Origin of the sequence: Micromonospora sp. CA-246542 (assembly GCF_050942905.1) — a bacterium.
Classification (GTDB): domain Bacteria; phylum Actinomycetota; class Actinomycetes; order Mycobacteriales; family Micromonosporaceae; genus Micromonospora.
Genome location: NZ_CP192040.1, coordinates 502,423 through 529,014 on the forward strand (window position 1 = coordinate 502,423; position 26,592 = coordinate 529,014).

The window sequence follows — 26,592 nt, forward strand, 5'->3', positions numbered from 1 at the left end:
GATCCCGTCATGCCAAACCGTCGATCAGCTGCGGGGTCAACTCGCCGATCGACCCCAACGTCACGGCCGCGAGCGCGGCGGCGTCCGGATCGAGGGGGTACGACCCGTGCGGCACCGCCACCACCCGCATCCCCGCCGCCGCGGCCGACCGCACGCCGTTGGACGAGTCCTCCACGGCCGCGCAGCGGGCCGGGTCGACGCCGAGGCGTTGCGCGACGCTCAGGTACACGTCCGGGGCCGGCTTGCCCCGCTCGGTCTCCTCGGTGGACAGGGTCGCGCCGAACGCGTCGGTCAGGCCGGTCGCCTCCAGTGCCGCCGCGATCAGCCGGGTCGGCGACGAGCTGGCCAACCCGAGCGGCCACCGCGCGGCCAACCGGCGTACCACGTCGTCCGCGCCGTCGATCAACGGCACGTGCTCCCGGTAGCGCTGCGCCATCTCCCGTACCACCTCGTCGGCCACCTGCGCGGCGGTGCGCCGCACACCCAGCTCACCGCTCAGGTAGTGGGCCCATTCGCCGGTGCTCATGCCCATCAGCCGACGCTGGGTGTCGGGCTGCCAGGCGCCACCGTGTGCCGCCACGTACGCCCGCCGGACCTCCTCCCACACCGGTTCGGAATCCACGATCACGCCGTCCAGGTCGAAGACCACCGCATCCACCACGGGCCCATCCTGCCCGACGGCGGGACCCACGGTCAGCCGGCCAGCGCGGGCAGCCCGATCGGGCTGTCCGGTGGGATCACCGTGTGGCAGGACCGGGCCAGGGGTTCCAGCAGCTCACGAAGGCGGTCGGTGTCGCCCGGGCCGAGCGCCTGCCACGGGTGCCCGGCAGCACGGTCGGTGGCGTCCTCGATCGCCTGGAATTCGGCGTGGCCGACATCGGTGGGGGTGCCGTCCCCGGCCAGCCAGCCGCGCCGCGTCAGCCGCTCGCGGGCGGCCCGCCACTGCTCCTCGGACCAGCCCCGGCCGAGCAGGCTCTGGGCCGACATGTCCACCGCGACGCGCCAGGCCAGCGCCTCCACCGGGTCCAGGCCGGCAGCCACCAGGGCGGCGATGTGTCCGTCGCCGCGCAGCTCCCGCAGCGTGGTGGCGGCCTGCCAGAGCCGGGCGAGCGGGTACTCCCCGATCGGCAGCGCCGCGTTGGCCGCTCCGAGCACCCGACCGGCGGTCTGCGCCGCCGCGGCGGCCCGTTCCAGCAGGTTGGCGGCCTCGGCCAGGTGCCCCTCGGGCAGCTCGTAGGTCAGCTCGGCGAGGGCCTGCACCGCGCCGGTCAGCCGGGCGCGCAGCGCCTCCTGGGGTTGGCCAGCCGCCACACCGCGGGCAGGGCCCGGCTCACCATCGGCGGTGCGAAGCTGAAGAAGGCGGCGACGACCGGAGGGGCCTCGGCGGCGCCCAGCGGCGCGGCCCGACCGGCGAAGTAGCCCCGCCAGTAGCCGCGCAGCCCGACCGCCTCGTACGCGGCGCGGGCCCGAGGGTGGAAGTAGGTGACCGCGTGCACCGGCTCGAAGTACGTCCACATCACCCGGGTGGTACGCCCGAGATCCTCCAGCGCCGTCACAGGTACCTCCACCGTCCCGCGTCCGCGTCGTCACCCCGGACTGCGGTCGCCCGGGGTGACGCCGAACCTACTGCCGGAGGGTGACGGGCAGGAAGCCCCATGTGAACAAAGCCATCGCGCCGGGGTGACAACCGGGGCGATCCGGACGGGTCACTGGGCGGCGAGCACGTCCACCACGAAGCGCAGCGGACCGGTCGGACGGCCGCCGGCCTTGGCCTCGTCGTTGCCGTACGCCAACTCGCCGGGGATGTCGAGCTGCACCCGGCTGCCCACGGTCACACCGACCAGACCCTGGTCCCAGCCGGGGATGACCTGGCCCACGCCGATCGGGAAGGTGGCCGGCTGGCCGGCGTTCCAGGACGAGTCGAACTCCTTGCCGTCCTTGTAGAAGACGCCCACGTAGTTGGTGGTGATGTTCTGCCCCTTCTTGACCGCCGGGCCGGTGCCCTTGATCATCGGGGTGACCGTGAGCTTCTTCAGCTCGCCCGTGCCCGCCTTCACCGTCGGCTTGCTGCCCAACGCCGGATCGGCGCCCTCGGGGAGCTGCGGCGCGGGCGGTGCGGGCGGCGCGGTGGGGGCGTCCGGCGCCGCGGCGGAGGCGGACGGGTTGGCGCCGGAGGCGTTGCTGGGCTTGTCGTCCCGGTTCTTGTCGATCCAGACGAAACCGCCGATGAGCAGCGCCACCACGGCGACACCGACGAGCCCGCCGGCCCATGCCTGGCGGCGGCGCTTCGCCTCGGCCGCCTTCTGCGCCGCCAACTGTGCGGCCAGCCGCCGCCCCGCCTTCGTCGCCGGGCTCTGGCCCTCCGACCGGTTCTCCTGCGTGCGCTCGCTCACGTCGTCGACTCCCTGCTGCGAAGGTGTGGCCGGCACCCGGTGCCGGGGGGAAAGCCGACGCACACGGTACCCGCCCGGCGGCCCGCTGTGCCCGCCCCGCACGTCTCGGATCGCCCAGAAACGCCGTCTGCGGGACGTTACTCCGGGACCACCATGAAGTCGGTCACGAACGAGGTGACCCTCCCGTCGGCGGTCCGCCCGATCCAGGTGCCGTAGCAGCCGTCCCCCCAGCCCGTGGCGACCGTGACGACGTTCGCGCCGGTTGCCTCGTCCAGCACGGCCGTGATCAGCCCCGGAACCGGCGACGAGGGCAGCTCGGCGGGAATGAAGACGTCCTCGATCCGCTCCTCGTCCCAGCTCTCCAGGGCGGCGAGCGCGGTCGGGTCGGCGAGCGTGCCGGCGCCGGCGTCCACGCCGTACCCGAAGTAGTCGTCGGCGCCGAGCGCGGCGACGTCCTGGTCGCCCACCACGGCCTGCTCCCAGCGGGTCGTCGGCTCGGCGCAGATCACCAGTTCCAGCGCGGCCACCCGCCGGTCCACCTCGGCGTCCTCCCGCAGCACCACGGCCACCCAGGCGCGGCCGGGATACCGTCCCGGCGCGACGGCCACCGTGTACGGCTCGGCCTCCGGTACGACAAGCGGATCGCACCCGACGATCCGGCCGGTCGGCAGTACGACGTCGCCCAGCGGATGGGCCTCGACGAGGTACGCGCCGTGTTCGTCGGTGAAGCGCGCCCCGGGCGTCAACAACCGGTCCAGGTCAGGGGTGTGCGGCATGGGGGCTCCTCCGGTGGCCGACGGCCGGCGGAGCGTACCCGGTGTGGCGGACACCGTCGGTGCCGCGTACCTCAGGCGCTCTTGCGGGGTGCGGTCTTGCGTGCGGCGGTCTTCTTCGCGGGCTCGGCCTTCTTCGCGGTGGTCTTCTTGGCGGCGGTCTTCTTGGCGGCGGTCTTCTTCGCCGGCTCGGCCGCCTTCTTCTCGGCGGTCTTCTTCGTCGCGGTCTTCTTCGCGGGCGCCTTGGCGGCCTTCTTCTCGGCCGCCTTCTGCGCCGACCGGGCCGACGAGATGGGCGTCGGCTCGCCGCCGCCACCCCGCGCGGGCTGCTCGCCGCGCGCCGCCCGGGCCCGGTCCACCGAGGCCTTCAGCGCGGCCATCAGGTCCACCGCCGCGGCCGGGGCCTCCTCGACCTCCTCCGGCTGGACGACCTCCCGACCCTCCACCTTGGCGTCGATGACCTCCTGCAACGCGGCCCGGTAGTCGTCGGTGAAGACGTCCGGCTCGAACTCGCCGGTCATCGAGTCGATCAGGGAACTGGCCATCGCCAGCTCCGGCGGACGCACCTTGAGGTCCTCGTCGAGGAAACCGAAGTCGGGGGTACGGATCTCGTCCGGCCAGAGCATGGTGTTGAGCAGCAGCACGCCTTCGCGGACCCGCAACGTGGCGAGTTGCTCACGTTGGCGCAGCGCCACCTTGACGATGGCCACCCGCTCCGAGTCGATCAGCGCGTCCCGCAGGAGCACGTACGGCTTGGTGGCGGTGCCCTCCGGCTCCAGGAAGTAGGCCTTGTTGTAGAGGATCGGGTCGACCTGCTCGGCGGGTACGAACTCCAGCACGTCGATCGCCCGGGAGCTGGTCAGCGGCAGGTCGGCGAAGTCCTCGTCGGTGAGGATCACCATCTCGCCGCCGCCGATGTCGTAGCCCTTGGCGATGTCGTCGTAGGTGACCTCCTCGCCGCAGACCGAGCAGGTGCGCTTGTAGCGGATGCGGCCGCCGTCCTCGCGGTGCACCTGGTGGAACCGGATGTCCTTCTCCTCGGTCGCCGAGTAGAGCTTCACCCCGATCGAGACGAGCCCGAACGACACGGCTCCCTTCCAGATGGCACGCATCCTGCGCTCCCTTCCCCGGTATCGACCATGCTCGCATCCGAAAGAACATGACGCGAGGTGTTCGGCCTGCTACTACAGTCGGGTCGTGCCTGGCGCGCCGCTCAAGCCGATGCTCGCGATGACCGGGCCGCTCCCGGCGGGTGACGGCTGGGCGTACGAGTTCAAGTGGGACGGGGTCCGGGCGCTCGCCAACATCTCCGGCGGCGGTCAGCACCTCTATGCCCGCTCCGGCGTGGAGATCACCGCCGCGTACCCCGAACTGGCCACCCTGCACGAGCAGGTCGACGACGCGCTGCTCGACGGCGAGGTGGTGCTGTTGGGCGAGGGCGGGCAGCCGTCGTTCACCGCGTTGGCCGAGCGGATGCACGTCCGGGACCGCGCCAAGGCCGCCCGGCTGGCGGCGGTCATGCCGGTGACGTACATGATCTTCGACCTGCTGCGCCTGAACGGCGACGACCTGACCGGCTGGTCGTACGAGCGTCGCCGGGAGGCCCTGGACGCGCTCGCGCTCGGCGGCGCGCGGTGGGCGGTGCCGCCGGTGTTCGCCGACGGCCCGGCCACGTACGAGGCCGCCGGGGAGCACGGTCTGGAGGGGGTGATGGCCAAGCGGGTGGCGGCCGTCTACCGCCCCGGGGTGCGCTCGCCGGACTGGGTGAAGGTCAAGCTGGAGGTGACCGGGGACTTCGTCGTCGGGGGCTGGCGGCCGGGCGCGCGTCGCATCGGCGGGCTGCTGGTCGGAGTGCCGGGCCCGGACGGTCGGCTGATCTACCGGGGTCGGGTCGGTGGCGGGATCGGCGCGGCCATCGAACGGCAACTCCTCGCCGAGCTGGAGCCGCTGCGGACCGGCGCGTCACCGTTCGCGGCGGGTGTGCCGCGCGAGGATGCCCGGGGTGCCATCTGGGTAGAACCCCGGGTGGTGGTGGAGGTGAAGTACGGCCAGCGCACCCCCGACGGCCGACTGCGCTTCCCCCGGGTGCTGCGGTTGCGCCCGGACAAGCCGCCGGAGGAGGTCGACGATGCCGGCTGAGAAGCTGCGGGTGGACGTCGAGGGTCGCGCGCTGGAGCTGTCCAACCTGGACAAGGTCCTCTATCCGGCCGTCGGCTTCACCAAGGGCGAGGTGATCGACTACTACACCCGGATCTCGCCGGTGCTGCTGCCGCACCTGGCCGACCGGCCGGTCACCCGCATCCGCTTCCCGAATGGGGTGGACGACAAGTCCTTCTTCGAGAAGAACAAACCGGCGGCGACCCCCGACTGGGTACGCGTCGAGACGTTGCCGGCGCCCGGCTCGACGAAGGGCCGGGAGACCATCGACTACGTCGTCGCCGACGACCTGCCGACCCTGGTCTGGTTGGCCAACCTCGCCGCGCTGGAACTGCACACGCCCCAGTGGAAGGTCGACGAGAACCCCGACATGATGGTGGTCGACCTGGACCCGGGACCGCCGGCCGGCCTCGCCGAGTGCTGCCCGGTGGCGGTGCTGATGCGCGACCGGCTCGCCGACGACGGCATCGACTCGTACCCGAAGACGTCCGGCAAGAAGGGCATGCAGCTCTGCTGCCCGATCGCCGGCACCCAGTCCGCCGACGACGTCTCCGCCTACGCGCGTCGGATCGCGCAGGAGTTGGAGAAGGCGCATCCGAAGCTGATCGTGTCGAAGATGGCGAAGAATCTTCGTCCGGGCAAGGTCTTCATCGACTGGAGCCAGAACAACGCGGCGAAGACCACCGTCGCGCCGTACTCGCTGCGAGCCCAGCGGACGCCGTCGGTATCGACGCCGCTGACCTGGGACGAGGTCGAGGCCGGCGCACGCGGCCGGAAGCCGGCCGTCCGCCAGTTCACCGCCGCCGAGGTCCTGGAACGGGTCGAGGAGTACGGCGACCTGCTCGGCGACCTGCTCGACGGCGGCCCGGAGTTGCCCGCCCGTTGACGGTCGTCGGTGGTTAGGGGTGACGTTTCGTGTCGGGGCGGTAGATCGACGTCGGTCGCCCAGCGTGACGCCTCTCGGGGAGGTCGGCCGGTCTGCTCAACCCCTTTGCTCTGCTTCAATAGAGGAAACACTCGGCCTACCTGCTGCTTTGCAATTGTCCGAGGGTAAGGCGGTCAGATCCGTGGTCACTGTGCGTGCCTGTTGCCTCCGTTGAAGCAGAGCAAAGGATGTGTGCGGTGGGGTGGCTGGCCGGCCCGTGGTCACGGTGCGCGATCGGCCCGGCGCCCACCCTGTGCAGGTGGGCGCCGGGCGGCAAGCGGATCAGCGGTGTCCGAAGACCTTTCTGCTGGTGCCGAGCCGTAGGAATACCGTCTCGCCGGTGGCGTCCTTGACCCCGTCGTTGTCGGTGATCGCGTACACCTCGCCGTTGCCGGCCACGGTCAGACCCTCCAGCTTCTCCTGGGTCCAACCGTTGGTGGCCCGGAGCGCGGGCAGCACGTCGACGGCGAGTTTCTTCGGGAGCACGGTCAACGGGCCGGTCGTCGCCGCGACCGGCAGCGGCACCGTGTAGATCCGCTTCACCGTGGCGGCCGGGCCGTTGAGCTTGTCCCGCTCGATGACCGCCAACCGGTCACCGACCACGGTGATCTCGGAGAGCCCCATCCAGTCGCCCGGCACGGTGGTGCTCTCCAACTGGTAGCCGAACCAGCTCCACGTGCCCGCCGTGACGTCGTACCGGCCGAGACGCACGATCCCGGCCGGGTCGGTGCTCAGCTCCCGCTGCACGGCCACCCAGACGATCTCCCGGCCCTGCCGGTCGGTGGTCGCCGTGACGCCCTCCAGGCCCTGCTTGCCCAGGCCGGCAGCGACCTCGGCGGGTAGCGCGACGCTCTGCCGGGTCACCCCGGCCGCGTCGAGCCGGACCAGCCTGTTCTCCGTGCCCTTGGCGCCCTCGACGGCGAGCCAGAAGCCGCCCTGCGGACGGGCGAAGATGCCCTCCGCGTCGTACCCGACCGGCGCGCCGGCCGCGTCCCGCACCGGCAGCGCGCCGGTGATCACGGCGGGCGTGCGCTTCGCGTCGATGGTGAGGATCCGGGTCTGGCTGTACGCCGCGTCGGTGACGCTGTAGAGCTGGTCCCGCTTGCCCGGGACCGCGCTCAACGCGCCGAGCGCGCCCCACCCGATCGGGGCACCGGACTCCTCCGACGTGGAGACGATGCTCGGGAAGGCCGGGGTGCCCTTGCCGATCCGGAAGAGAGACACCGAGGCCCGGACGTTGACCGAGGCGTCGTCCGTCTCGCTGGAGACGGCGAGCAGGCCGCGCGACGGAATGGGCAGCAGGCCCTCCGGTCCGTTGGTGGTCGGCAGGAGCTGCCGGAACACCGGCCGGATGGGGTTGCCCAGGTCGTACACGGCGACGAAGTTGCTGCGCTCCGAGCCGACGAAGGCGTACCGCACGCCGTCGTACTCGGCGACCGCCACGCCCTCCGGCTCGGTGCCCTTCTTGCCAGCCCGGTCCTCGTTGTGCAGCCCGTACGTGACGGCGAGGCGCTCGAAGGTGTTGCCGGCGTCCCAGGCGACCCGCCCGGTCCGGCTGTCGAAGACCGACCAGCCGCGCGTGCCCCCGTGCCAGTCACCCTCGTTGGCCGTGGCCAGGTAACGGTCGTCGACCCAGGCCACCGCGTCCGGCTCGCGCGGGACGTCGGTGATGCTGCCGGTCAGGTCGATGACACCGTCCTTCTTGGTGTCGATCCCGCTGACCGTGGCGGTGCCCGCGCTGAAAACCCTCGTGATCCGGCCGGTGGGCAGGTCGATCAGGGCGACGCCGTTGTTCTCCTGAAGCGTCACGGCCAACTCGTTGCGGCTGTTGATCGAGACGTACTCCGGCTCCGGGTCGGTCGGCGCGGCCAGCCCGGCGTCGACAAGCGCGGGCAGCGCGCTGCCGTCGGTACCGGTGAGCGCGACCGGTCGCAGCCGCCAGTTGGCCGGCGACTTCCCGGTCAGGTCGACGACCTGCACGAAGCCGGCGGGCGCCTGGGGAAGGTCGCCCTCCTCGCCACCCGGCGGGGTGGCCTCCTCGTCGCGCTCGTTCTCGATGGCGATCGCGGCGTACCGCTTGTCCTTGCTGACGGCGATCGAGTCGGGCTGACCACCGAGGTCGAAGCTCGCCACCCGCTGGCGTGTTGCCAGCTCGATCACGTCGAGCCGGCCGGACGGCTCGGTGTAGCTGCTGCTGGTGTTCACCACCACCAGCACGTACCGGCCGACCACGGTCACCGAGGTGGGCTCGTCCTCGGCGTCGCCGAGCTGCGCCAGCGAGAGCGTGCCGAGGCCCTGTGGCCGGTCCGACCGGGAGATGTCCAGGAAGCCGATCCGCCGGGCCAGCGCATCGGTGTAGATCAGGGTGCGGCCGTCCTCGCTGACCGTCGAGATCTCGGCGACCGTCGCGGTCGCGGGGTCCTCGCCGGCCGGGCGGTTCTGGAAGACCGGGTACGTGGCGACCCGGTCGAAGGCGACTGACCGGCCACCGTGGTGCGCGCCGGCCGACGCGGGGGTGGCCCCGGTCAGGCTGGCGGCAGCCACACCGGCCGCGGTCAGCGCGGTGAGTGCTCTTCTGAGTGTCAAGGACTTCCTCCGTCGGTTCGTACCCGCTCGGAGGCTGGCACTCGCCGGGGAGCGTCAGCTTGCGGCGACGTGAACAGCGGGCGAAGCGCTGAAGCGACGCCCCCGCCGCGACGGCGGTCGTCCGCTGCTGACTGTGATCATCGTGCCGCCTCCGCCGGATCGGCTGGTACGAGCGACCGGGCCAGCCGGGCGTAGCTGTCGCCTCCGTGGCCCGCCGCGACGGCCCGTTCGATGATCGATTGCACGGCCTGTAGCGGCGCGGGGTCGACGCCGCCTGCGGTCGCGGCGTCGCGGACGTGGGCGACCGCCGAGGCTGCCGACGCGATGGTGGAGATGTCGGCGGTGAAGGTCCCGGACGTGAGTTGCTCGGCGAACCGGTCGGCCATGTCCGGCAACAGGCCACCGATTCCTCGGGCGAAGCGGGCGAACGCGGTCGGGGCGATGCCTTCGGTGCTGGCCAGGGCGAAGGCGTGCGCGAGCCCGCCGACGGACATGGTGAACAGGTCGAGCAACGCCATCTCGTACGCCGCCGCCGTGCCGACGTCCGCCCCGAGGTAGGCGCTGGATCCACCGAAGCTCTCCAACCAGGGAAGGCTCTCGTCGAATAGGGCCCGTGGACCGCTGTAGAGAATCGTCGCGGCCGCTGTCCCGATGGTCGGCGCGGGCGTCAGGATGGCGCCGTCGAGGTAGCTGACGCCCTGCTGCGCCGCCCAGTCCGCCATGTCCCGTGCCTCGGCGGCGTGCCCGCTGCTGAGGTTGACGAATGTTCCGCTCGGCGGGCGCTCGAGCCCCGACAGGATGGCGCGGACCGCTCGGTAGTTCATGACGCAGGCGATGACGACCGATGCCCGTTGTGCCGCGTCGGCCACCGTCGGAGCGAGCATCGCCCCCTGGGCCACCAGCGCGCTCGCCTTGGCGGGTGAGCGGTTCCAGAGCACGGTGGGGTGGCCGGCGGCCAGCGACGCGGCGGCCAGCGCCCGGCCCATCGGGCCGAGTCCCAGGACGGCGACGGCGGCGGCGTGATTGTCCAGGTTGTGGTGTGTCACGGCGACGACGCTAAACCTTGACGTTGACGTCAAGGTCAAGCCCTGATCTGCTGCCGGGGTGCGGATCAGCGAACTTGCGCGAGAGGCGGGCACCACCCCCCGCGCCCTGCGTTACTACGAGGAGCAGGGCCTCCTGCGACCGGCCCGTCTCGCGAGCGGTTACCGCCACTACGACTCCCAGGCGCTGCGGGCGGTGCGGCACATCCAACTGTTGTTGTCCGCCGGCTTGAATACCGCGGCGATCGCCGAGATCCTTCCCTGCATCCCCGACGACGTGACCGTGCTGGCCCCCACCTGCCCCGAACTCCTCGACGCGCTGGCGGTGGAGCGCGCCCGCATCACGGCGTCCATGGATCGGCTCGCTGCCGCCCGCGATGTGCTGGACCGGCTCATCCACGCCGGCCCGGCGGCCCGGCGGCCCACCCACTGACGGTCCGAAGACGTCCACGCGCCCGTGACAACCTTCTGCGGGGTCGCCGCGTGGTAGGGGCGTGACCGACCAACAGAAATCTCTGTCCGCGACGGACCGGTCCTACGTCGCGTTCGTCGAGGTGGCGTGGGAGCGACATATCCGGCTGGCCATGCTGCTCTGCGGCGACCGTTGGCGGGCCGAGGAGTTGCTCCAGGACAGCCTGGTCCGGGTCTACGAGCGGTGGCGGCGGCTGTCCCGGCTCGACGACCCGCACGCCTACCTTCGCCGGGCGCTGGTCAACAACCACACCTCGCTCTGGCGGCGCCGCCGCCGCGAGAGCCTCGTCGCGGACGTCCCCGACCGGGCCGCCCCGGGTGGCGGCAGCGACCCCGACGCCGACGTCCTGCGCCGGGCGCTGCTGGCGCTGCCGGCGAAGCAACGCGCGGTCGTGGTGCTGCGCCACTACGAGGACCTGAGCGAGCGCGAGGTCGCCCAGATCCTGGGTTGCTCGCTGGGCACCGTCAAGAGCCAGAACGCCCGGGCGTTGGGCGCGTTGCGACACCTCCTGAACAGATCCTTCGACTCGGTGAGCAGGTGACAGTCATGAACGACATCGACGACCGTCTGGTACGCGGACTGCAGGACCTCGTGGACGGCGAACCGGGTTCCGCCCCGGACGTGCCGGCGCTGCTCGAGCGCGGCCGGCGTGGTCGCCGCCGCCGGGCCACCGCCCTGGCCGGTACGACCTGCGCGCTGCTGGCGTTGGGCGTCGGCACCGCCGTCACCGTGACGACGAACGCCCCACCCGAGCGTCCCGGCGTCACCGCCCAGGCCGCACAGCCGGAGCAGGTCTCGCCGGCGCTGCGCCTGGTCTCGGCGGCCACCGCCAGCGAGAACATCAGCTACCGGATGCGGCTCACCAACTCGGGGCCGGGCGGGCTGACGTACGAGGGCGCGTTCGACCCGAGGACCGCCACGGGGTACGTGCGCGTGCCACACGACGACTCGATCCAGACCGAGCTGCTGATCGACGGCACCCGGTACGAGGGCGCGGAACGGCCGCAGGGCGAGCTGCCGCCCGACAAGGGACCGGGCGAGACGTACGGCCGCTACGGGCAGTACCCCGGTAGGTACGACCGCCTCTCCTTGCAGGGCGACGGGAACGCCGTGTTGGGTGCTGCCCAACCCGACCCGGCCGCCCTGTTCGCCGCGTTGAGCAGCGCGAACGCGACGGTCACCGAGAACCCGGACGGCAGCCTGCATTTCACGTACACGACGGCGGCCCGGGACTGGTCGAGCAGCACGGCCGGTGACGTCACGCTGGACCGTGACGGCCGGATCGCGACGGTGGCGCTCGCCGTCACCTGGGAGTCGACGGCGAAGGGCCGGCTGGACCGGGGGACGGTCACCTCGACGCTCGCGCTGTACGACTACGGCGTCGAGGTGAAGGTCGACCGCCCGACCGACATCGTCATGATCTCGAACTAGCGGCGGGTGGCCCGGCGTCCACGCTGGTGGACGCCGGGCCGGACGTGGCGGGGCGCAGCCGCCACCACGCGCCGCCGACCAGGGCCAGGGTGACGACGGTGACCGCGACGTCGCCGGCCAGGGCCGCCGCCGGGCTCGCCGGGGAGTAGGGCGGCACCAGGTACGCGAAGGCGGCGGCGCTGACCACGTTCGCCGAGGCGGCGGCGAGCACGTGCCGCTGCCCCCAGCCTGAGCCCGTCGACCAGTACACGACGACTGCTGCCACGGCGGCGGTGAGTGCCAGCGCGACGGCCACCCCCGGCCAGCCGGGTGTCGGGTCGGTGAAGAGGTGGGCGACGACGACCAGTAGGCCGACCCAGAGCGGGTGCGGCACCCGCCGGGCGCGACGCGGACGGGTACGACGCCAGCGGGGCAGCAGGGCCGCCGCGACCAGGGCGAGGACGACCACCGTCGCGAAGCTCAGTTGCAGCGGGCTGGCCAGGAAGTTCTTGCGGCCCTCGGGCGAGGTGAAGACCAGCAGGCTGCCGAGCAGGTAGAGCACTCCGACCACGGCGAGCCCGGGTCGCCCGAGCCAGGGCCGATGCCGCCGCTTCGCGCCGAGGAACGACTCGACGAACACGATCGGCGCGCAGATGGTCAGCAGGATGTGGTTACCTACGTAGTCGTACGCCTGCCGGACGCTGAACCCGAGCCCCGGCACCAGCGACGCCTCGGCGGCGGAGCGGGTGTCGGCGTACTGGGTGTCGTCGAGGTAGCCGGGGTTGAACAGCGACTGGTCCACCAGACCGGCCTGCAGGACGCCGAACGCGGCGGCGAGCAGCACGATCGTCGGCCATCCCGCGCCGAGGCGTCGGGCGGTCTCCCGGATCAGGATCGCCGCTCCGCCGTACATCGGGCCCAGGGCGATGATCACCGGGAGGAAGTCGTCGATGGCGAAACCGCCCCACGAGCACTCGGCCGCCCAGGGCGCGAGCAGCAGCAACGCCACCACCGGCACGAGCCTGCGGCGCATCGGGAGACGGTCGGCGGGGTCGGGTTCGGGCGGCACGGGCGCTCCTCGGCGGCTCGGCGGTCGTCGCCCGTCACCGTGCGCGAGCCATCCGGCCAGTCGCTACGGCCATCGGCCGACGACGACGGCGACCAAAGTCGTTGCGTAGGGTGGTGCGGACGTCGTCACCACCGGGAGCACGCGAATGCAGCCACACGCCACGGCCGACCTGCCGGTCCCGCCCACCGCCACCGAGAGCCCGCTGCTCAGCTACCGCGACGAGGCGACAGGTGAGCGCGTCGACCTCACCGCTCAGCAGGTCGGCGCCTGGTCCGCGCGCAGCGCGAGCCTGCTGCGGGACGGCTGCGGGCTCGGTCCCGGCAGCCGCGTAGCGGTGTTACTGCCTCCGCACTGGCGTACCGCCGCGGTGTTGTTGGGGGCGTGGGCGTGCGGCCTGGCGGTGTCGTTCCGGCCGCGCGCCACGGCGGGCCTGGCGGTGCTGGAGCCCGGCGGCGACCGGCCGTTCGACGCGGTCTTCGTGACGCCGGAGCGGCAGGACGACTGGTTGGAGGACGTGCCGGACGCGCCGCACCGCTACCTGGTCGGCACCGGGCCCGGCCGGCTCGCCGACGTGCCGCTGGGCTGGCTGGACTGGTCCGCCGAGGTGCTCCGCCACCCGGAAGTCACGCCCGACCACACCGCAATCCGCCCGACGGACCCGGCGAGCGCGGACGGCACAACCTACGGACAGTGGGGTGCGCTCGCCCGGGAGGTCGCCGGAATGCTCGGCCTGCGGGCCGGTGACCGGTTGCTGGTCGACGCGGCCGAGCATGAGCAGCCGCTGAAGTGGCTGCTCGCGCCGCTGTCGGCTGGCGCGTCGGTGGTCATCAGCGCCAACCTCGATCCGGCCCGACGGGACGCGATCGTCGCCGCCGAACAGGTCACCCGGATCCTCTAACCTGCCTAGATCTGCGTTCTCGCTTCTTCGATCTGCCGCACGACGGCATGGGCGCCGTGCGCCTGCGCGATGGCGTCCGCCTCGTCGAGGGTCGCGACCGCGTCCGCGTGGCGGTCCTGGGCGGCGGCGACGTAGGCCAGCCCGACCATGTTGGCGGCCACACCGGACAGCGCTCCGATCTCTCGGCGCAGCCGTGACGACTCCTCCAGCCGCTCGCGCGCCTCATCGAGACGCCCGGCCACGTGTGCCGCGATGCCCAGGTGGCGCAGTGCCTCGGCTTCGGTCGACCTGTCGCCGGCCTGCGCCGCCAGTTGGCGGGACCTTTCCAGGTGCGGGACGGCGGTCTCATTGTCGCGCCGGATGACCTGGTGCAGGCAGCCGATCCAGAACAGCGCCTCGGCCTGGCCGCGGGTGTCGGCGAGGGCCTGGTACAGCTCGCTCGCCCGCTCGAACAACGGCAGTTCCGCCGGGTCCTCGACGGGGGACGCGTCGCCCCGGGATCGTTCGTCGAGATACCGCGCGTGCAGGATCCGCCCACGGGCCAGCGCGGCGTCGGCCTCCACCGCGTCCAGGTCGCGTTCGGCATCGGCCAGTACGCGGGCGTCGCCGCCGTACACGGCCTGTTCGTAGAGTTTTTGGGCCCGTTCGATGCGATCTTCGGCGTTCATTCGCCGCCCCCGTCCTGGCATCGCCACTGCGTGCCGGATCAGCAGCCTAGTGGTCGAGGCCTGCACTGTGTGGACGGTCAGCGACAGGTGGCGCGGGCACGCCCGCAGTCGCGGAGCGACCCAATCAGCGCTGGCGGATCAGGTTCCGTTACATCGGCATATTCCCTGCTCAGAGGGGCTTTTGTCGATGTCGTCGACGTGTTCTCATACCGATGCGACGGCATCGTCGAACCCGCACCGCTCCCTCACCGAAAGGTGCACCGATGCAGAGCAGATCCCCCTTCCGGCTGGCGGTCCTCACCGCCACCGCCGCCACGTTCCTGGCGTCCGGCGGCGCGTCCGGGGCGCTGGCCACCGCTGCCCCCGTGACCGCCTCCCCGGGCGTCACGGCCTGCGCCGACGAGCCGAGCGCCGCCCGGGTCACCGCGGGCGCGACGGCCCAGGAGCCCGAGCTGTACTCGAAGAACGAGGCCAACGCCTACGGCGTGATCAAGGACGCGCCGCGCCTGCCCAACGGCAGCGTCACCGTGCCGACGGTCTTCCACATGGTCTCCGACCACCCGTTCACCGCCGCCGAGACGGCCCGCTGGAAGACCCTCATCGCGGCGCAGATGACGGTGCTCAACGACTCGTACGCCGGCCGCACGTCGGCGGACGCCTCCGACACGCCGTTCCGGTTCGATCTCGTCGACACGACGTGGACGGTGAACAGCGCCTGGTACACGGTCGAGCCGGGCAAGAACGAGCGCGACATGAAGAAGGCGCTCTACACCGGCGACTCGGAGACCCTCAACGTGTACGCGGCCAACATCGGCGGCGGGCTCCTCGGCTGGGCGTACTTCCCGAAGGGCTACAACAACGGCCGCGACTACATCGACGGCGTGGTGATGCTCGACGAGTCGATGCCGGGCGGCACGGCCGGCAAGTACGCCCTCGGTGACACGCTGACGCACGAGGTCGGCCACTGGCTGATGCTGGAGCACACCTTCGCGCACGGCTGCTCGGCTTCCGGCGACTTCGTGGCGGACACCCCGCGCGAGGCAGCCCCGCAGTTCGACTGCCCGATCGGGGCGGACTCCTGCACCGCACCCGGGCTGGACCCGATCCACAACTTCATGGACTACACGCAGGACTCCTGCATGGACATGTTCACCGCCGGCCAGGCCGACCGAATGAGCGACGCCTGGGTGGCGTTCCGCGCAGGCTGACCTGTCGGGGCCGCCGGGCAGCTCGCGCGTGTTGATCAAGAGGTTTGCGTCACCGGAAAGCTGATCGGTGACGCAAACCTCTTGGTCATCTCCGGGAGGGTGCGTAGCGCCGGGGCGCGCGGCGAGAGCAGGGCGCGGTGTGGTCGGGCGGTAGGGCACATCGGCCGCCGCCGGGTAGTCGCTGATCGCAGAAAACCCAGTGGCGTACGCACTGCTGGTCCTCGGCGGACACGGTCACCCCGCCCGGCTCGACGCGGGCGCTGAGCCGGGCCAGCACGCGGGCGGCGGTACGGGCGAAGATCCGGGCCCGGAACAGGTCGGGCGCGGTGACGGGCAGGTGGATCACCCAGCGCTCGGTCATCGGTCGTGGCTTGCTGCCGTTGGTGGTCGTTCTTCGCGTCGGCTCAGCAGCCGGCGGATCGGGTCGCGCACGGGGGACCGCCCTTCGTCGGGTCGCGTCGAAGTGGAGGGGGCGGCCTCCGCCGGTTGCGGGCGGCGGAGACCGCCCCACCCTGCGACCGCAGCCTTCATCGGCGGTACGGCAGCAGGGCCGCGCCGGGGGAGCGCGGAGGGTGGGGTCTCGGCGGCGATGCGAGACCGGTACGAGAGGCGCCAACCGACCGCAGCAGCACCGCATCACCGACAGTGACGCTACCGATGCAGCATCACCTACGTCAAGTACTGCTTTGACCTCTTCTGCCGAACCATCATCACCTTCGGCTACGTCACCACCATCACCTCTTTCAGTACATGCATTGCCTACGTCGAGAGGGTGGATCAATACTGGGTGGGCCAACCGACTGCAAGGGGCCGCATCGTGCCTATCCCGCCCACCATGGACGAGCTGCTAGACGACCTGCGAGGCAAGATCAAGGACGGTACGTATCCGCCTGGGAGCCAGTTGCCTTCGGGTCGCGCGCTCGCCGACTCCTACGATGTTTCGCACTCGACGATCCAGCGGGCGGTCGCGACGTTGCGGGAGCAGGGCGTACTGGTCGGCCGTCCGGGTCGCGGCGTCTTCGTCGCCGACTCCGCCCGCCGCTGACTTCGTGGGCCTGGTGGCCGTAGGGATAGGAATTCCCTTCGCGCCTTCTGGACGCCGACGTTTCGGAAGAGTTGTGGGTTGTAGGGGGAGGTACGAAAATGGTCAGGCAGCACTACAACGCGGACTGGGCTTTCGCCATAACGCATTGGATCCGAGAGGCCGTCGAGCGGCATTATCGAAGTGATCTCCATCGCTGGCCGGTTATTCAGGCTTTCGATGCCGAGGTTTATCAGGCGAGGCCAGATGCTCGATTGTTTATCCTGAAAGATAAGAGTGCCACTGGAGCGACCCCCACCATCAGCAGCAGCACCGATGCTAAAGAGTGGCCAAGGCACATTCCCGAGATCCAAAGCGATCCATTTGGCCCGGCTGCGCTTCTCGGGGTTGCCGACCGCCTTCACAAAGCCTTCGCGCTAAGGCAGCAGGACGTCGCTCTTCTCATGCCCGAGCTGAAGGGCCACAGCACCGACGAAGAGTGGGACATGCTCACGCCGGATATGAAGTATGCAATCAATCTTCAGATAGCCCACACCGTCGAAAGGCAGCTGCACTACATCCGAGGTTTTGACCGAGTAGGGGAATTCTTGCTTCCGCCAGGGTACGAGTTTTTGTCGCGTGAATGTGAGCGGTTCTTCAATGACCACCCACGTTACGACCGGAATGTCTTCCTCATGACTCGCTTTGACGCGGGCAGCGGCTTCCTCGTTACTCTTGACCAGGAGTTGCGGCGAGTCCTGCGTCATTACGACTTCGATCCAGTTCGGGCCGATGACAAGATGTACATGCCCGATCGAAACCTTTGGAACAACGTCTGCGTCTATATGCTTTGCTCTCAAAGAGGCGTGGCGGTTCTTGAGGATAGAGCGGCGGATGAGTTTAACCCGAATGTCGCCATCGAGTACGGCTTTATGCGGGGGTTGAACAAGCCCACGCTGCTCTTGGCTGACAAGGGTTTCAGAAACCTCCGAGCAGATGTCATCGGAACCCTGCGTGAGACCTTCGACCTTCTAAACATCGAAGGCACTGTCCAGCCTGCCATTGAGCGATGGATTTCGGACTTGAAGGGAAACTTCCAGCAGCGATAAATGTCTACTCGCCATTCTGGCCGCCCTATCAATGTATCAATTCTGACAAACTTGCCATAAGCAACGAGCACATTTCCCGCTACCGTTCGATCGGGCGGAGGCGGGCGTCAGACCCGATCGTGATCTTGGGGGTCCAGTCGTAGACGACCCCGAGCGCCCCGTTTGCACCGGCAGCCTCTCCTCCGCAATCAGGCGTCCACCAACTCGATCCTATTACCCGGTGGCGCCTAGGACGTAGTCGTTTAGGGCGACGGTGCAACAGGAAGTCGGCCCCATCCTTGCAGCACCTATCAGTCCATGGACCAGAAGCCTGGGTAGAAAATGGTTAGAGGGTTTTCGCCTTGATCGTTCGATTCCATTGTCATCCTGATCTGCGAGGCAATTTCGCTGCGATACGTATCTAGTCTAGGAACAAGGGTGTAAATCGAAGTCGTGTCTATCTGCACCGTGCGAAATTCTCTAACGTCAAACGGCAAGCGGTCCGCGATTCTGCTCAGTTGCACAATCGGTTTCCGAACGGCATGACGCAGTGCAAGTTCGTAGAAAACGTTTGGATTGTGGAAAGAAAGGTCGGCGATCACGAGAGGCGCCCGGACAATATACTCAATAACCTGCTTCGAAATGAGCCCAGGGTCGGTTATATGATCGGCGCGTACAAGTTTCATCCCGAACTCTTGAAGGGCTGGCTCGACCAGTGAGCCCATAAACAAGTCAGAGTGTTGGCGTTCCTCGGAATCCGGTTGCCCGATCGGGGCGATATAGAAGCAAGTCTCGGACATCGGGTCACGGACCTGGACATCTACGACGGTTGTTACCTCGACGGGATCCGAGGCAACGGTTCCCTCGATAACCTGCGGCGTACGTTTAGATACGGCGAGCGCTCCCAACTTCTCCATATCTTCGAGAATGTGCTCCTTGGTGAGCAGTCTTTCAGCGCCGGCGATAGTCCTAAGGAGCCCCAGGAACTTTACATTAACGACGAATGTCTCTACGCATTCATTTGCAAAATCCCTGTCGATGCCTTCGCTGAGCACATAATCTTTCAGCACGGAGGTAGTGGGGAGGCGGTTTCCCTTGAAGTTTTCGTAGACCTTCCGGAAGAGCTCGTTCTTCTCAACCGCTAACTTAAACTGTGCGGCGAATCGCTGGGAAGGGGAGGCGTCCGACGACGTTGCTACGGCACCATCAGGGGTTAGCTCTAGATGCTCTGAACGATAGCTTCCCAGCGTAACGCCATACTGGAAGGACCCAGTAATCAGCGCTCGACTGGCGTTACTGTCAGCCTCGCGGTTCATATTTTCGAACAAGGTGAGGCGGCGCACCTTCTGTCCGGCGGCATGTTCTTGTATTGCCAGTCCGAGCGTAAGAGCCTCGTCGAATGTTATTGGCGGAACTGGACGCGTTCGCCGTCTCCGCTTCTCGGCACCGGAAGCTTCGGTAGGTTCAGCTACACCGTTGGACGCGAGAGCTTCAGCAACTACTGTCTCATCCTCGACCGATGTCATTGGCAGATGGTAACTTCAGACGCGTTTGATCAACAGACATGAAGGGACCCAAAAGGGTCTGCTGACAAGGAAATGACATTGGTGATGCGGTGGTTCGAACGCGCGTTCGGAGAATTGTCGAACAGCAGTTCGATCAGCAGGCGGATCAGTGCCCTCTTCAGGTATCCAGGAACTAGACCGTTGCTGACTTAGGCCGGCACTAAAGCGCCTTATCCGCATCGAAGTAACGCGAAATCGAACAAAAGCGATATTTTGCGGGAGGGGAGTGTCGTGCTAGGACCTGAGGACTTTCCGCCGTTCCAACGTGCCGTGTCCCGTGAGTCACAGCGCGGACAAGAAGTAACCGTAAGGCTAGTTGCGGCACGGCTCTTACTCCTACTGCTGGCTGCTGCGGCGGGGGTGGTTACTTGGGAGCTTTACGACTTGGCGCTGGGTGCAGTCATAGCCGCCAGCGCTTTTGCTGCCGCCTCGACAGTCGAAGTCTTCCTACTTGCACACCACCCGAACCAGCGGTGGTATGCCGGAAGGGCTCTTTCGGAATCCATCAAATCTTTGTCCTGGCGCTATGCGGTAGCGGCAGAGCCATTCCTTCGGACCCGGGGTGGCTCGGAGTGCGTAGAAGATTTCACCGGACGACTGCTGGCGATGACCAACGACATGCAATCGGCAGGACTCGCCGCTCCGGCTGCGGCTGGGCAACAAATTACGGAGGGGATGCGCACATTGCGCTCATCCCCCCTCCATGTTCGCCGGGCTGCATACTTGAGCGACCGCCTGGAGCACCAAAGGGCTTGGTACGCTAGTCGGTCCTTGTCGAACCGGATACAAGCAACACGCTGGTCGGTTGGGCTGCTCGTACTAGAAATCGGTGGTGTAGTTTTTGCAGTTTTGCGGGCTGCTGGTTGGACGAAGATTGACTTGCTCGGAGTAGCCGCCGCCGCGATTGCGGCCGGTGCGGCCTGGACACAAACACGGCAACACGACGGCGTTGCGACCGCCTACGCCTTGGCGAGCCAGGAGCTTGCCACCATCGGATCACTCGCCAGCCGGGCCAACTCGGAGCTTCAGATGTCTCAGTTCGTAAACGACGCGGAGGCCGCGATCTCCCGGGAACACACCATGTGGCGCGCTCGTCGACGCTGAAAACGGAGGAGTGAACTTTCCCGCGTCATGGAAGATTAGGGGCGAGGGGAAGTCGGCGCGTAACGCGGTGCACACGTGGCGGACGATTTGTCGATGCGGGTAGGCGCGGGCGCGTTGGCGTAGCGCGCTCAACGCCTCCTGAGCGGTCCGGCATCCCGTGGCGCACCTGGCCGCAGTTGATCAACTAACTGTTCACCCTCGCTGCGCCCGTTCCTCATCGGGTCTGCGTGGCGAGTTCGCCAACGACCGGCAGGGTCACTGAACGGTCGCGCCCACCGGCGTGCCACAGCCCTGTAGACCCGGAGCGCTGGCATGCCCGCAACCGCTCGGTGGCCCCGCCGTGTCGTGATCTCGGCGGCGTTCACCCTCACCCTGCTCGCCACGGCGGTACCCGCCGACGCCCACCCGTACGGCTATCCGCAGACCGTGACCGTCGCGGCGGATGCGGGCCGCCCCGATGTGGTGCACGTGACGTGGAAGCCAGGCGGCGTCGACGAGCTGACCCTCCTCGGCGTCCACCTCGGCCTGTTGCCGCAGGACCGTGTCCTGCTCGACGGCGCGGTCGACACCCGGGAGAAGGACGCGACGATCCTCGCCGGATCTAAGCCGTTCGCCGACTACCTGCTCAAGCAGATGACCGTCAGCGTCGCCGGTCAGGCGTGCGCCGGCACCGTCAGAAAGGCAAGCGACCTCGCCGCCTCCGGTGTGGACGTCGACTACACCTGCGGGGGTGCCGTCGGCGTCGCCCGCGTCGAGGTCCGGATGCTGACCGACCTCGACCCTGCGTACCGGACGGTCGCGACCGGGCCGGAGGGCAAACGCCAGGTGTACGGCACCGACGAGTACTCCCACGACTGGCTGCTCGGCGACGTGCCACCGCCAGCGGCTGCCACCGGCGGGACGGGCCACGACCAGAGCACCACCCGGCGGCTCGTCACCAGCGTCGGTCCGCTGCTGCTGCTCGCGACCGTCGGGTCGTTGCTGCGACGCCAGGTGCGCCGTCGACGGCTCACCCGCGTCCGACCGTCGTCCTGAGATCGGCCGCCATCAGGGCGGCCCCTTGTGCCCGCCGCAGTCGGCATCACGGCGTCGGCGGTTCCTCGCACCAAACAAAGGAGAAACCCCGCCATGACGCACGAACAACGTGCGCGCCGGAAGCGAACACGTGGACTCCTGTCCGCGATGGCGCTCGTCCTCATCGCCGGACCGGCGACGACCCTGCATCCGGCGTTGGCCGGAGCGGAGGCCGTGCCGGCCAGCGCCACCACGCCGCTGATCAACCTGAGCGCCGGGCAGAACGTCGAGGGCACGTTGCCCGTCGTCGTCGAACCGGTCACCGAGAACGACTCGGTGACCACGCTCGCGGTCGACGGCGACAAGATCAGCGCCGAGAAGACCGCCGGTACCGCCCACTTCGCGTTCGAGATGGGCGGCAACGGCACCGAGGCCCGCTACCGCAACTACCTCACCGTCAACGGTCACACGGCCGAGGCCGACCGGGTCTACTTCCCGGACGTCCCGGGCGGGCGGGTGGGCACCCTCGACTTCCCGGGTGACTGGCTGAAGCCCGGCGCGAACACCGTCTCGGTGCACGCCGGAGCGAACTGGGTCGACACCACCACGAAGACCGCCGTCGGCTACCAGGAGCTGCCGAACGGCGAGGGTGGCCGCTGCCCCAACTACGACGACTACGCGCTGAGCAGCATCAGCCTCAGCCTCCTCGGCGTGGTCGCCGACGGCGAGCAGAACCTCTTCAGCTACAACTTCGGCGACGGCACCTGCGGCAGCTCGGCGAAGCTGCTCAACCAGGACCTGACCTTCGTCATCTCCGGCGAACCGGGCAGCACGTCCGGCCTGCGTACCGACCTCGACACCACGAAGCTCAGCAACGGTACGCACACCATCAGCGCGACGGCCCTGTCCGGCGCGAAGACGAGCGTGACGGTCGACGTCAACAACGCTCCGGCCGGCGCGGCGGTGGTCACCCCCGGCGACGGCGCCCGCGTACGCGGAACCCAGCCGGTCATCGCCGCGCTCGCGACCGCCGGCAAGGACAGCGTCGAGTCGCTCGCCATCGACGACAAGCCGGCCGAGAACGCGGAGACGCTGGCCGCCGGCACCGCCACCCTCGGCCTCGCCGTTGAGGCCGGCAACTCGATCGAGGCCCGCTACCAGAACTACGCGCTGGTCAACGGAAACCGGGTCGACCTCGGCGGCGACTACGGCGCGCTCGGCGCGGAGGCCGTAAAGCTGGCGTTCCCGAACCGGTTCCTGCACCTCGGCGACAACGTCGTACAGGTGCGCACCGGTGACTACAACGGCACGCTCAACGGCGCTACCTGCGCCAACCACGACGACTTCAAGCTCACCCGGGAGGCCACCAGCCTCACGCTGAGCACGGCGGGCACGGTGACGGCCGGCACCACGTACCTGGTCACCACCAGCGGCACGACCGTGACGAAGGCGGAGACGACGGCCGCGTCCCTGGCGCTCGGCGACGGCACCTGCGGTGCCAACAAGGACGCCGAGTTCCACTTCACCGTCGCGGACGCGCCGACGACGCGCACCGTCGACACCCTGGCCGCGGCCGGCGACGCGCACCTGAAGGTGTTCGTCGGTGGCAACGGCAGCGATAACGGGTACGACAACAAGGTGCTGGTCAACGGCATCCCGCTCGAGATCGGGATGTGGGAGAAGGAGGTCGCCGACCTCGCCTTCCCGAACGAGTGGCTGGTGCCGGGCGTCAACGCCCTGGAGTTCGTCGCGGGCAGCGACCACGGCAGCGCCAAGCCGGGTGGCTGCGACAACTTCGACGACTTCACGCTGCGGGACTTCGAACTGCTGCCCAGTGGCGCGAAGGCCACCCAGCTGACCCGGTCGGTCGCGCAGACGACGGTCACCATCGGCTCGGCCACCTACCCGGCCGGCTCGCCCGTGACCACGTACCTCGGTGACGGCACCTGCGGCAGCAGCTTCAACGGCGTCCTCACCACGATGGTCCTGTTCGACGTCACCGCCCAGGACGGCTCGGCGCTGCCGGCGCTGGGCAAGCGCGCCGACGTGGACACCACGACGATCGCGGACGGCGCACACACCATCAAGGCGGTCGTCGGCGACAAGACCTCCACCCGGCGGTTCACCACCGACAACACCGCTCCGGAGATCGCCAGCAGCGTCCCGGCGGCCGGCCAGCGGCTGACGTCGACGGTGGCGCTCGACGTCAGCGTCAAGGACGCCAGCGGGGTGGTCGGCACGCCGGTCATCACGCTCGACGGCGCGGCCGTGAAGCAGGGCGACCAGATCGGTCACGGTCTGCCGGCCGGCGAGCACACCATCGCGATGACGGCGACCGACACGCTCGGCAACACCGCGACCCGCGAGGTGCGGTTCAGCAGCGCGAGCATTCCCGACGTCCCGACCGAGCTGAACGCCACGGTCCGGAACACCGACCCGCTCTCGGCGGAGCTGTCCGCCCGGATTCCCGGCACCGAGGGTGTCGGGCTGACCGCGACCTTCACCAAGGCCGACGTCGTCCTGCCGACCAAGGGCTACCAGGGCGAGGCGGCCGACGTGCCGACCACGCTCGACGTCCAGCACGACCGGAGCGTGGACGTCACCTCGCTGCGTCCGCTCGACGGTTCGACCATCGACAGCCCGTCCAGCCGTGGGGTGGTCTTCCAGCGGTACGACCTGCCGTTGGCCGCCAGCCAGCAGGAGCCGACGCTGCGCTGGTCGGGCAGCATCGACCCGGCGCGGATCGTGGCGCTGCGGGCCTGGAACCCGGCGACCGGGAAGTGGGTCGTGCTCACCAGCTCCCGTGGGCGGGCCGGGCAGGACACCGTCCTGACCGCGCCGGTCGAGGCGGGCTACCGCGACGGCGGTGTCGTGCACGTGCTGGTCACCGGCGAGGACCCGTTCGCCGACGACCTGTCGCCGCGCGACGCGACGGCGCAGAACGACAAGGACCGCTTCGAGGACCCCGCGTCGTACGACTTCTCGTTGGCGCACTTCACCGACACCCAGTACGTCACCGAGGGCGCGGCCGGCGGCACGTACGACGACTTCGACGGCAACGTCGAGCCCTCGGACGTCGAAACCGCCGAGGAGCAGGCGATCTGGTCGGCCGCGTACCGCGACCAGATGCAGTGGATCGCCGACAACGCGGACAGCCGCAAGATCGCGTACGCGGCGCACACCGGTGACGTCATCGAGAACGACTACTACGACCCGCTGGCGAAGAACCCGGACGGCTCGCTGAAGCGGCCCGGTCTGCACGAGCAGGTGCAGAGGGAACTCGCCACCGCCTCGGGCTTCCAGAAGATCCTCGACGACAGCGGTGTCGTCAACCAGGTCATCGCGGGCAACCACGACGACCAACTCGGTGCCGAGACCGGCCCCGACTCCCGGTTCAGCCGCACCTTCAGCGCCGACCGGTACTACGGGACGGCGAAGGCCTGGCCGAAGGGTACCGAGTACCACGCCTGGGACGAGCGGACGAACGCCGACGGCTCGGTCACGCCGGGTAGGGACAACCAGAACAACTACCTGCTGTTCTCCGCCGGTGGCCTGGACTTCGTGGCGGTCGGCCTGTCGTACGGCGTCACGCCGGCCGAGGCCAAGTGGGCCGACTCGATCTTCAAGCGGTACAAGGACCGCAACGGGATCCTGCTCTCGCACGACTACCTGAAGCCGTCGGCCAACCCCGACGGCCGTGGCGCGGACTTCTCCGCCCCGGACGGCTCGCCGCTGTTCAAGCAGGTCGTCGAGACCAACCCGAACGTCTTCCTGGTCCTCGCCGGGCACGAGCACGGCGTCGGCACCAACCTGAAGTCGAAGATCGGCGTGACGGTCAGCCACGACGTCGTCGAACTGCTGGCCGACTACCAGTTCTACACGGTCTCCGCCGCCGAGCTGTGGCCGAACCAGGTCGCCGCCGACGGCACGATCGACGTGAACGGCGACGGCACGCCGGACCACAAGGCCACCGACCGGTTGCAGTTCGGCGCGAGCTTCCTGCGGCTGCTCCAGTTCGACGTGGACCGGGCCGAAATGCACATCGACACGTACTCGCCGTTCCTGAAGAACTTCGGGGCGACCGAGTACGACATCCGCCAGGACGGCAGCCAGCCCAAGCCGCGCTACAACGGCGCGGAGGACAACCTGACCCTGCCGGTGGACCTCACCACCCGCAAGACGTCGTTCACCACCGACTCGCTCGCCGCGTACGTGCCGGCCGGGACGATCGGCACCGACGAGGTGACCTCGAACGGTGTGGCCACGACGACGTGGGACAAGCTCCAGCCGGGCACCTCGTACGGCTGGGTCGTGTCGGCGAAGAGCGCCGACGGCGGCGAGGCGGTGGCGCAGCCGGCGGTGTTCACGACCGCCAAGCGGGTCCCCACGATGACCGTCACCACCACCCCGACCGCCTGGGGCACGGCGGCGACGGTGACCGTCAAGGTCGCGGCCGGCAGCACGCCGGTCACCGGCGCGGTGGAGTTGCGCGAGGGTACGACCGTGCGCGGCTCGGCCACGCTGACCAACGGCTCGGCGACGTTCACCCTGCCGGTGGGGTTGGCCGGCGGCCAGCACACGCTGACCGCGTCGTACGCGGGTGACGACCACCTCACCGCGGTCGAGGCCACCGCCACCCTGACGGTGAACCTGCCGTCGGAGTGGAGTTCGTCGACGGTCTACAACGACGGCGACCGGGTGACCTACCAGGGCCGGGTGTTCCGGGCCTCCTGGTACACGAAGAACCAGAAGCCGGGCGCGGACGCCAACGGCGCGTGGCAGGAAATCGCCATGACCGAGGACGGTACGGCGATCTGGACCGCGTCGCGGATCTTCAACTCGGGCGACTTCGCCATGTACGACGGCAGGAAGTGGCGGGCCCAGTGGTACACCCGCAACCAGAAGCCGGGTGACCGCAACGGGTCCTGGGAGGAGATCGCCCCGACCCCGCCGGACAACAGCCCGGCGGCCTGGACGCTGACCAAGGTGTACAACGCCGGCGACCGGGTGTCCTTCAAGGGCCACGTGTACGAGGCGAAGTGGTGGACGCGCGGCCAGGAGCCGGGCGACACGAACGGCCCCTGGAAGCTGATCAAGTAGTCGGGGTTCGCGTGAACGCCGGCCCGGGACCGATTGCTGGTCCCGGGCCGGTGCGCTGTGCGGTGATTGACTCAGCTTCCTGGAAGCCGGGGTGTCCC

Annotated in this window: 22 protein-coding genes and 1 pseudogene; 12 read left to right on the forward strand and 11 right to left on the reverse strand. The window is 69.2% G+C overall.

Features of this window, described 5'->3' with window-relative positions:
• Positions 1–7: 7 nt before the first annotated feature.
• From ACQP0N_RS02470 to ACQP0N_RS02490, 5 genes and pseudogenes are all read right to left on the reverse strand, one after another.
• The gene (locus ACQP0N_RS02470) at positions 8–661 is read right to left on the reverse strand and encodes an HAD family hydrolase (protein ID WP_433117215.1); all 654 of its coding nucleotides are present in this window, start codon (positions 659–661) and stop codon (positions 8–10) included.
• 32 nt (positions 662–693) lie between these two features.
• Positions 694–1,517, reverse strand: a pseudogene (locus tag ACQP0N_RS02475) (SCO6745 family protein).
• Positions 1,518–1,706: 189 nt separating this feature from the next.
• Positions 1,707–2,429 carry an FKBP-type peptidyl-prolyl cis-trans isomerase gene (locus ACQP0N_RS02480; protein ID WP_433121376.1) on the reverse strand — a complete coding sequence of 241 codons (723 nt, stop codon included), beginning with the start codon at positions 2,427–2,429 and terminating at the stop codon, positions 1,707–1,709.
• 101 nt (positions 2,430–2,530) lie between these two features.
• Positions 2,531–3,169, reverse strand: coding sequence for a DUF4241 domain-containing protein (locus ACQP0N_RS02485; RefSeq protein ID WP_433117217.1), 639 nt, complete (start codon positions 3,167–3,169; stop codon positions 2,531–2,533).
• Positions 3,170–3,240: 71 nt separating this feature from the next.
• Positions 3,241–4,278 (reverse strand): Ku protein, encoded by a 1,038-nt coding sequence (locus ACQP0N_RS02490; RefSeq protein ID WP_433117219.1) that lies wholly within the window; start codon positions 4,276–4,278, stop codon positions 3,241–3,243.
• Positions 4,279–4,363: 85 nt separating this feature from the next.
• Here ACQP0N_RS02490 and ligD (ACQP0N_RS02495) point away from each other — a divergent pair, with 85 nt between their 5' ends.
• Positions 4,364–5,305, forward strand: a complete 942-nt coding sequence (gene ligD / locus ACQP0N_RS02495; protein ID WP_433117221.1) for a non-homologous end-joining DNA ligase — start codon at positions 4,364–4,366, stop codon at positions 5,303–5,305.
• A complete protein-coding gene (ligD, locus tag ACQP0N_RS02500) occupies positions 5,295–6,209 on the forward strand; it encodes a non-homologous end-joining DNA ligase (protein ID WP_433117223.1) in 915 nt (304 codons plus the stop codon). The genes ligD (ACQP0N_RS02495) and ligD (ACQP0N_RS02500) overlap by 11 nt, the downstream gene beginning before the upstream one ends.
• A gap of 321 nt (positions 6,210–6,530) precedes the next feature.
• Here ligD (ACQP0N_RS02500) and ACQP0N_RS02505 read toward each other — a convergent pair whose 3' ends face one another.
• Together ACQP0N_RS02505 and ACQP0N_RS02510 are read right to left on the reverse strand one after the other, a co-directional pair.
• Entirely contained in the window at positions 6,531–8,834 is a 2,304-nt protein-coding gene (locus ACQP0N_RS02505; RefSeq protein ID WP_433117226.1) for an esterase-like activity of phytase family protein, read from the reverse strand.
• A gap of 137 nt (positions 8,835–8,971) precedes the next feature.
• Positions 8,972–9,880 carry an NAD(P)-dependent oxidoreductase gene (locus tag ACQP0N_RS02510; RefSeq protein WP_433117228.1) on the reverse strand — a complete coding sequence of 303 codons (909 nt, stop codon included), beginning with the start codon at positions 9,878–9,880 and terminating at the stop codon, positions 8,972–8,974.
• A 58-nt stretch (positions 9,881–9,938) separates the two neighbouring features.
• On the opposite strand from ACQP0N_RS02510, the gene ACQP0N_RS02515 reads away from it, so the two are divergent.
• The 3 genes from ACQP0N_RS02515 (at position 9,939) to ACQP0N_RS02525 (ending at position 11,780) form a co-directional block, all read left to right on the forward strand.
• The gene (locus ACQP0N_RS02515; protein WP_433117230.1) at positions 9,939–10,310 is read left to right on the forward strand and encodes a MerR family transcriptional regulator; all 372 of its coding nucleotides are present in this window, start codon (positions 9,939–9,941) and stop codon (positions 10,308–10,310) included.
• A gap of 61 nt (positions 10,311–10,371) precedes the next feature.
• Positions 10,372–10,890: a SigE family RNA polymerase sigma factor gene (locus ACQP0N_RS02520; RefSeq protein WP_433117232.1), complete on the forward strand. Its 519-nt coding sequence runs from the start codon at positions 10,372–10,374 to the stop codon at positions 10,888–10,890.
• 5 nt (positions 10,891–10,895) lie between these two features.
• Positions 10,896–11,780 carry a hypothetical protein gene (locus ACQP0N_RS02525; protein WP_433117233.1) on the forward strand — a complete coding sequence of 295 codons (885 nt, stop codon included), beginning with the start codon at positions 10,896–10,898 and terminating at the stop codon, positions 11,778–11,780.
• Here the strand turns inward: ACQP0N_RS02525 and ACQP0N_RS02530 are convergent.
• Positions 11,764–12,792 (reverse strand): hypothetical protein, encoded by a 1,029-nt coding sequence (locus ACQP0N_RS02530; RefSeq protein ID WP_433117235.1) that lies wholly within the window; start codon positions 12,790–12,792, stop codon positions 11,764–11,766. The genes ACQP0N_RS02525 and ACQP0N_RS02530 overlap by 17 nt on opposite strands.
• Before the next feature lie 181 nt (positions 12,793–12,973).
• On the opposite strand from ACQP0N_RS02530, the gene ACQP0N_RS02535 reads away from it, so the two are divergent.
• Positions 12,974–13,726, forward strand: coding sequence for a TIGR03089 family protein (locus ACQP0N_RS02535; RefSeq protein WP_433117237.1), 753 nt, complete (start codon positions 12,974–12,976; stop codon positions 13,724–13,726).
• Between the two features lie 5 nt (positions 13,727–13,731).
• Here the strand turns inward: ACQP0N_RS02535 and ACQP0N_RS02540 are convergent, their stop codons facing one another.
• The gene (locus tag ACQP0N_RS02540) at positions 13,732–14,460 is read right to left on the reverse strand and encodes a tetratricopeptide repeat protein (protein ID WP_433117239.1); all 729 of its coding nucleotides are present in this window, start codon (positions 14,458–14,460) and stop codon (positions 13,732–13,734) included.
• Between the two features lie 197 nt (positions 14,461–14,657).
• Here ACQP0N_RS02540 and ACQP0N_RS02545 point away from each other — a divergent pair, with 197 nt between their 5' ends.
• Entirely contained in the window at positions 14,658–15,602 is a 945-nt protein-coding gene (locus ACQP0N_RS02545) for a zinc metalloprotease (RefSeq protein WP_433117241.1), read from the forward strand.
• 85 nt (positions 15,603–15,687) lie between these two features.
• Here ACQP0N_RS02545 and ACQP0N_RS02550 read toward each other — a convergent pair whose 3' ends face one another.
• The gene (locus ACQP0N_RS02550) at positions 15,688–15,963 is read right to left on the reverse strand and encodes a hypothetical protein (RefSeq protein WP_433117243.1); all 276 of its coding nucleotides are present in this window, start codon (positions 15,961–15,963) and stop codon (positions 15,688–15,690) included.
• A gap of 474 nt (positions 15,964–16,437) precedes the next feature.
• Here ACQP0N_RS02550 and ACQP0N_RS02555 point away from each other — a divergent pair, with 474 nt between their 5' ends.
• Positions 16,438–16,647 carry a winged helix-turn-helix domain-containing protein gene (locus ACQP0N_RS02555; RefSeq protein ID WP_433117245.1) on the forward strand — a complete coding sequence of 70 codons (210 nt, stop codon included), beginning with the start codon at positions 16,438–16,440 and terminating at the stop codon, positions 16,645–16,647.
• Positions 16,648–16,745: 98 nt separating this feature from the next.
• The gene (locus ACQP0N_RS02560; protein ID WP_433117248.1) at positions 16,746–17,732 is read left to right on the forward strand and encodes a hypothetical protein; all 987 of its coding nucleotides are present in this window, start codon (positions 16,746–16,748) and stop codon (positions 17,730–17,732) included.
• A gap of 290 nt (positions 17,733–18,022) precedes the next feature.
• Here ACQP0N_RS02560 and ACQP0N_RS02565 read toward each other — a convergent pair whose 3' ends face one another.
• The gene (locus tag ACQP0N_RS02565; protein ID WP_433117249.1) at positions 18,023–19,237 is read right to left on the reverse strand and encodes a hypothetical protein; all 1,215 of its coding nucleotides are present in this window, start codon (positions 19,235–19,237) and stop codon (positions 18,023–18,025) included.
• A gap of 309 nt (positions 19,238–19,546) precedes the next feature.
• Between ACQP0N_RS02565 and ACQP0N_RS02570 the strand changes: the two genes are divergently transcribed.
• From ACQP0N_RS02570 to ACQP0N_RS02580, 3 genes are all read left to right on the forward strand, one after another.
• Positions 19,547–20,380 (forward strand): DUF4231 domain-containing protein, encoded by an 834-nt coding sequence (locus ACQP0N_RS02570; protein ID WP_433117251.1) that lies wholly within the window; start codon positions 19,547–19,549, stop codon positions 20,378–20,380.
• Between the two features lie 312 nt (positions 20,381–20,692).
• Complete coding sequence (locus tag ACQP0N_RS02575) at positions 20,693–21,415, forward strand: hypothetical protein (protein WP_433117253.1); 723 nt, start codon at positions 20,693–20,695, stop codon at positions 21,413–21,415.
• 93 nt (positions 21,416–21,508) lie between these two features.
• The gene (locus tag ACQP0N_RS02580; RefSeq protein WP_433117255.1) at positions 21,509–26,494 is read left to right on the forward strand and encodes a carbohydrate-binding protein; all 4,986 of its coding nucleotides are present in this window, start codon (positions 21,509–21,511) and stop codon (positions 26,492–26,494) included.
• Positions 26,495–26,592: the final 98 nt, after the last annotated feature.

Bases quoted from the DNA above. Each gene is read 5' to 3' on its own strand.
- ACQP0N_RS02485 (WP_433117217.1), bottom strand. From the start codon at position 3,169: ATGCCGCACACCCCTGACCTGGACCGGTTGTTGACGCCCGGGGCGCGC.
- ACQP0N_RS02490 (WP_433117219.1), bottom strand. From the start codon at position 4,278: ATGCGTGCCATCTGGAAGGGAGCCGTGTCGTTCGGGCTCGTCTCGATC.
- ligD (WP_433117223.1), top strand. From the start codon at position 5,295: ATGCCGGCTGAGAAGCTGCGGGTGGACGTCGAGGGTCGCGCGCTGGAG.
- ACQP0N_RS02525 (WP_433117233.1), top strand. From the start codon at position 10,896: ATGAACGACATCGACGACCGTCTGGTACGCGGACTGCAGGACCTCGTG.
- ACQP0N_RS02530 (WP_433117235.1), bottom strand. From the start codon at position 12,792: ATGCGCCGCAGGCTCGTGCCGGTGGTGGCGTTGCTGCTGCTCGCGCCC.
- ACQP0N_RS02535 (WP_433117237.1), top strand. From the start codon at position 12,974: ATGCAGCCACACGCCACGGCCGACCTGCCGGTCCCGCCCACCGCCACC.
- ACQP0N_RS02545 (WP_433117241.1), top strand. From the start codon at position 14,658: ATGCAGAGCAGATCCCCCTTCCGGCTGGCGGTCCTCACCGCCACCGCC.
- ACQP0N_RS02550 (WP_433117243.1), bottom strand. From the start codon at position 15,963: ATGACCGAGCGCTGGGTGATCCACCTGCCCGTCACCGCGCCCGACCTG.
- ACQP0N_RS02555 (WP_433117245.1), top strand. From the start codon at position 16,438: ATGGACGAGCTGCTAGACGACCTGCGAGGCAAGATCAAGGACGGTACG.
- ACQP0N_RS02560 (WP_433117248.1), top strand. From the start codon at position 16,746: ATGGTCAGGCAGCACTACAACGCGGACTGGGCTTTCGCCATAACGCAT.
- ACQP0N_RS02565 (WP_433117249.1), bottom strand. From the start codon at position 19,237: ATGACATCGGTCGAGGATGAGACAGTAGTTGCTGAAGCTCTCGCGTCC.
- ACQP0N_RS02575 (WP_433117253.1), top strand. From the start codon at position 20,693: ATGCCCGCAACCGCTCGGTGGCCCCGCCGTGTCGTGATCTCGGCGGCG.
- ACQP0N_RS02580 (WP_433117255.1), top strand. From the start codon at position 21,509: ATGACGCACGAACAACGTGCGCGCCGGAAGCGAACACGTGGACTCCTG.